Here is a 4,502-nt window from a genome sequence, read left to right as displayed (position 1 = left end):
GCTACGGGATGACCGTTGCCCATGGGCTTCCCGAGTGTCACGATATCGGGCACGACCCCATGGCGCTGGAACCCCCACATGGCGTCGCCTGTGCGGCCGAAGCCTGGCTGGACCTCGTCCGCGATGAAAATCCCGCCGGCCTTGCGAATCTCCTCGACCGCCGGCTTTAGGAAGCCTGCCGGATCCGAAAACACACCATCGCTCGAGAAGATCGTGTCGACGATCAGCGCTGCGGGCTTGATACCATGAGCCCTCATTTCGTCGATCGCGGCGCGAACATGCTGCGCAAAGGCCGCGCCCACGTCCTGCCCATTCGACCGATAATGGTCCGGCGCAGGCACGGTGCGCACGTGATCTCCCAAGCGCATCCCAGCGCCAAGCGAGGGCGACATCTCCGCGATGACGTTCGTGACCCCGTGATAGGCGAAGTCGGTGATGATGACCCCGGTGCCACCTGTGTGAGTTTTCGCCACCCGCAAGGCCAGATCGTTCGCCTCGCTGCCCGTGCAAGTGAACATCACCTGCGGGTTCTCGATGGGGAAATAGCCGAGAAGCTTCTCGGCATAATCGAGAACCATGTCGTGGAGGTAGCGGGTATGAGTGTTGAGAATGGACGCCTGCTTGGACAGCGCGGCCACGACGTGCGGGTGGCAATGGCCGACAGACGCCACGTTGTTGTAGACGTCGAGATAAGCCCGGCCATCGGGATCGTAGAGCCACACGCCCTCCCCGCGCACCACATGGACCGGGTTAGCATAGAACAGCCGGTAGGCTGGCCCGAGCAGGCGCTGGCGACGAGCTATCATCTCCTGCTCGCGCACGGCCACATCGGCCGCCTTGGCGGGATCATAGGCGTTGATCATGGACATCGGTCACTCCGGGCGGCTCTTTCGACGAAGATAGGCGTGCGCTTCCGCGCGGTCCAAGGCGGCGAAGCGCTCCAACCCGGCCCAGGCTGATGGCGCGTTGCGAAGGATGTATTCACGGTTCTCCGGCTGGATGGCGGCGCGCCAGCTGGTGATCAGCACTGTCAGTATCATGCGGGTCGCCACGAGGTCGAACAGGATCTCGAACTCAGCGTCGTCAAGCGGAAGGACGGCATGGTATCCAGCAATGAACTCGGAGACAGTTTCAAGCGGATGCCCGGCATCCGCATTCCGATAGGCCGCAGCGACCGCGGGATCGTTCACGAGAGGGGCCACCACCGCATCGCCGAAGTCGATCACGCCGGTTATATGGTCATGATCATAGTCCGCCACGAGCACGTTATGCGGGTTCAGGTCGTTGTGGATGACCTGCGTGCGCAGGTTCGGCATGGCGGGCAGCACAAATTGTTCGAATCGGTCGACGAACCGCTCCACCAGAGCACGCCGTTGCAGGTCCTCGACATGCACCAGCAGGGGGCGTAGACGGTGGGCATGCTTCATGTCCCACATCAGCTCGTGGTTGGAAGCCGGATGCTGGAACTCCCGCATGGCGAGATCGATCCGGGCGAGCACTCCGCCCATATTCCGCCGCTGGCGCCGGCTGGACGGCGTTTTGTACAGTGGCTCGCCCTGGAGAAACGTATAGAGCCGTACGACGCTCGGCGGTTGCCCCGGAAGCGTGAGGACGATTGCGGGCCTGCCATCGACGGACCTGACGATGCGCGGCACAGGCAGGCAGGGATCGGTCTGCTCGACGTGCAGCAGGAGCTTAGTCTGGAAATCCGTCACCTGACGGTCTTCGACAGGATTGCTGATTCTCAGGAGGAAGTGATCGCCTTCCTCCGTCCTGATGTGGAAGTTGCTATCCCGCTCGCCCGGCAGCCGGGTCGGCTCGCCGCGAATGCCGAAATGCTGAAGCGCAATCGCCTTCACTTCCTCGGTCGCAGCCACGGGCACAGCGGTTTCGAGCACTGCGTTGATGCTCGCTTGCGACGTCGTCGACATGATCAGGTTTACCTCGCCAGAACGGCCTGCGGTCATTCAGGCTCTGGGACATGCGGACGGCTCCGCACATTGCGGAGGCCTCGGGCGGACAATAGCTGCCCACAGCAATTTGTCAGCCATTTTCCGCCGATAGATGAGCGTTCCTCAGCTCTCTTGGCTGATGCGTCTCAAGCCCGGCAGTTTCGCCGCCTTGTGGGCCGGCTGAGACTGCTCACAATCGGTCAGGCATGCCGATGCAGGTCGAGAGCGCTATGGCGCCAGCGCGAGTAGTGCTCCGGAGGCTACCGAGAGCCGTCGCCCTCGACCCACTCCGAGCGCTCGTCACCTGCGCTTAGACGCACTTCGCCACCGCTTTGGTCTCGGCATCGCTCATGGTCCAGTCTCCCGCGGCCCAACCTTCCACCGGTCACGCTATTCTTCCAGAAGCGACCACCCTTGCCGAACCAACTCCCCGTGGAACCGGGCAAGCTGATTGGCCTCAAGCCGCCTCTCAAGGCTAAGGAGATCTGGTCCATTCGGGTCAGCCTCCAAGTTGCTCACCGCATCCGGGATCTGGCCTTGTTCAACTTAGCCCTCGACAGCAAGCTGCGTGCCTGTGACCTAGTCGCGCTCCGCATCGATGATGTGACGCTCAGTGGACGTGTGCGGTCCCGGGCGACTGTGTTGCAGCGGAAGACGGGCCGACCCGTTCAGTTCGAGATCACAGAGCAAACCCGGGAGGCTGTGGGGCGCTGGCTGGAGAAAAAGGATCTGCACAAGGGTGAGCCACTCTTTCCAAGTCGGATCAATCGGCAAAGGCCCATGACGACGCGCCAGTACTCGCGGCTGCTGGCATCTTGGCTTCGCGCGATTGGGCTGGATCCACTCGCCTACGGCACCCATTCTCTGTGGCGGACCAAAGTGTCGATGATCTATCGGAGAACGGGCAATCTCCGAGTCGTCCAACTTCTGCTCGGCCACACCAAGATCGAGAGCACTGTTCGGTATCTCGGTATCGATGTCGATGATGCCCTGCTGATTGCGGAGCAGGTTGAGATCTAAACGCCAGAAGCGGCTCATCCACAAGCCGCCTCAGAGCTCACCGAGCCTCAACGAAGCAGCGTCCGGACTTGAGGCTTAAGCAGCCACAAGACAAACGACCGGCGCGTGCCATAAACCGACCTACCCGTGTGCTGGTTAAGGCTCTTGTCGCGACGCCTATGACGATCAAGCTGGAACTCAGTGCGGAAAAAGGCCGGTGTGGTCAGCGGGCTAAGATTGGAGGATTGCCGCACAAGCTGTTTCCACTCAAGCCCGTGATGAGGAAACTCGTCTTGGAAGAGTACTGAAACCAAGCTTTTCCGAAATCTCATGCGCTGCGCTCAGCAGACTGTCTAGATAAGCCGCGCGATGACGCAACCCGTCCTCACGCGGCGCGACCAGGCAAAGGGTGGCGATGCAGGTATTGTCGGCCTGATAGATCGGGACGGCGAAGCAATGGGTAAAGTTTTCCACCTCGCTGTTGAAGGTGAAGTAACCGTCGCGCGTGGCAGCCCGCACCTGGGCGATGAAATCCGAAGGTTCCAGTGTTCTACCATTCGGCAGGACAAAGTCCTCTGGCGGAATAAGGTCGAGAATTTCCTTATCTGAAAGATGCGAAACGAGAAGACGCCCCGAAGCCGTCCACGGAATGGCAACGAGTTCGCCGACATTCGAGGAGATACGAAACGGGCGAATGCCCTCGCGCATCATGGCGACCGTGTACTTGTTGCCTTCAAGCAGGCACATCTGCGCCGTTTCGCGGGTTTCCTCGGCAAGGCGGACCAGCATGCGGTCGCATTCGCGCATGATGTCGAACTGCTCGGCATAGGCGGTGCCGAGGAAATAGAGGCGGCGACCGAGGAAGACTCGTCCGTCGCCCCCCTGATAGTCGAGCATACCGTGGCTGAGCAACAGGTTGACGAGCTCGTAAACCGAGGAGCGCGGTGCGCCGATCTCGGCGGCGATCTCGTTCGGCCGCATGGGCTGACGCTTCACGCGCAGGAACTCTAGGATCTCGAAAGCGCGATCCAGTCCCCGCGTCCGTCGCGTTACATTGTCGCTTGCGGGCTCGGCCATGCTCTTCTCCAACTCGCGTCTCAGGCGCGATCAGCGCGGTAGGCCACGCAATCGACTTCCACCTTGCAATCGACCATCATACTCGATTGAACACAAGCGCGGGCGGGCGGGTTGGCCCCGAAGTACTCCGCGTAGACGCCGTTGAAGCTCCAGAAATCGCGCGGATCATCGAGCCAGACGCCGACGCGCACGACATCCTCCAGGCCGTAGCCGGCCTCCTTGAGGATCGCGATCATGTTCTCAATAGCTTTGCGGCTCTGGGCAATGATGCCGCCGGGCACGATCTCGCCCTTTTCCATCGGCACTTGGCCGGAAACATAAAGCCAGCCGTTGGCCTCGGTGGCACGGGCGAAGGGCAGCGCCTGTCCGCCAGCACCGGTTTCCCCGGCACCGTAACGCTTGATCGTCATGGAGGTTCTCTTTCCTTCTAGTTGAAGCTGGAGGTCTTGAGGAATTCGGCGAGCCGTTCTGTCT

The 4,502-nt window shown here is 61.2% G+C and carries 5 protein-coding genes; 1 reads left to right on the top strand and 4 read right to left on the bottom strand.

The features are described 5' to 3' along the window. A partial coding sequence (locus ACXJKO_RS29990; RefSeq protein WP_457094671.1) for an aspartate aminotransferase family protein occupies window positions 1-869 on the bottom strand: 869 nt, incomplete at its 3' end. Between the two features lie 3 nt (window positions 870-872). After that, on the bottom strand, window positions 873-1,967 hold the full coding sequence (locus tag ACXJKO_RS29985; RefSeq protein WP_457094670.1) for a phosphotransferase: 1,095 nt from the start codon (window positions 1,965-1,967) through the stop codon (window positions 873-875). A gap of 399 nt (window positions 1,968-2,366) precedes the next feature. On the opposite strand from ACXJKO_RS29985, the gene ACXJKO_RS29980 reads away from it, so the two are divergent. Then, window positions 2,367-2,972, top strand: a complete 606-nt coding sequence (locus ACXJKO_RS29980; protein WP_457094669.1) for a tyrosine-type recombinase/integrase — start codon at window positions 2,367-2,369, stop codon at window positions 2,970-2,972. 246 nt (window positions 2,973-3,218) lie between these two features. On the opposite strand, the gene ACXJKO_RS29975 is transcribed toward ACXJKO_RS29980, so the two are convergent. Next, window positions 3,219-4,028: an IclR family transcriptional regulator gene (locus tag ACXJKO_RS29975; RefSeq protein WP_457094668.1), complete on the bottom strand. Its 810-nt coding sequence runs from the start codon at window positions 4,026-4,028 to the stop codon at window positions 3,219-3,221. A 20-nt stretch (window positions 4,029-4,048) separates the two neighbouring features. Next, window positions 4,049-4,438 carry a RidA family protein gene (locus ACXJKO_RS29970; RefSeq protein WP_457094667.1) on the bottom strand — a complete coding sequence of 130 codons (390 nt, stop codon included), beginning with the start codon at window positions 4,436-4,438 and terminating at the stop codon, window positions 4,049-4,051. Between the last annotated feature and the right edge of the window lie 64 nt (window positions 4,439-4,502).

The sequence above is a fragment of the Microvirga sp. P5_D2 genome, from assembly GCF_054049475.1.
Note: the sequence above shows the minus strand (reverse complement) of the source record. Positions and strands in the feature narration are given on the sequence as shown.